The 437-nt window shown below is 79.4% G+C and carries 1 pseudogene; it reads right to left on the bottom strand.

What is annotated here, in order from left to right:
* A pseudogene (locus LPA54_RS39295) lies at positions 1-437 on the bottom strand (hypothetical protein); the annotation flags it as partial.

Here is a 437-nt window from a genome sequence, read left to right as displayed (position 1 = left end):
CTCCCGCTCGGTGCGCCGTCGCTCGGCCGCGGACGTGCCCGCGGCGAAGTACGCCTCGGTGGCGGCCGTACGGCGCTCCTCGTCGGCGAGGAAGAAGTCCGGGTAGCCGGGGGCGACCGTGTAGGGGCCGTAGGCGGGCACCTGGCGGGCGACCCGGCCCTCGGCCATGACGACGTCGCCGTACCGCACCCAGCGGGTGTTCCACCCGTACCCCGGCCACGGCCGCCGGTACTTCTCCGCGACCGGACCGGGCAGCGCGTCGGCCGGGACCCCGTACCCGAGCGCGCCCGCCTGCGCGCAGGCGCCGGCCGACAGCGCCACGGCGAGCAGCGCCGCCCACACCGCCCGCACCCGCCGCGCCCCCGCCTCCACGACCGCGAGCGCCGCCGCGAGCTGCGCCGGGATCACCACCGCGGGCAGGGCCCGGCCCCATGAGT

It is taken from the genome of Streptomyces sp. DH12 (assembly GCF_020873895.1).
In the GTDB taxonomy this organism is placed as follows: domain Bacteria; phylum Actinomycetota; class Actinomycetes; order Streptomycetales; family Streptomycetaceae; genus Streptomyces.
The sequence above is the reverse complement of the archived record's forward strand: the minus strand, read 5'-3'. Positions and strand labels throughout refer to the sequence as shown.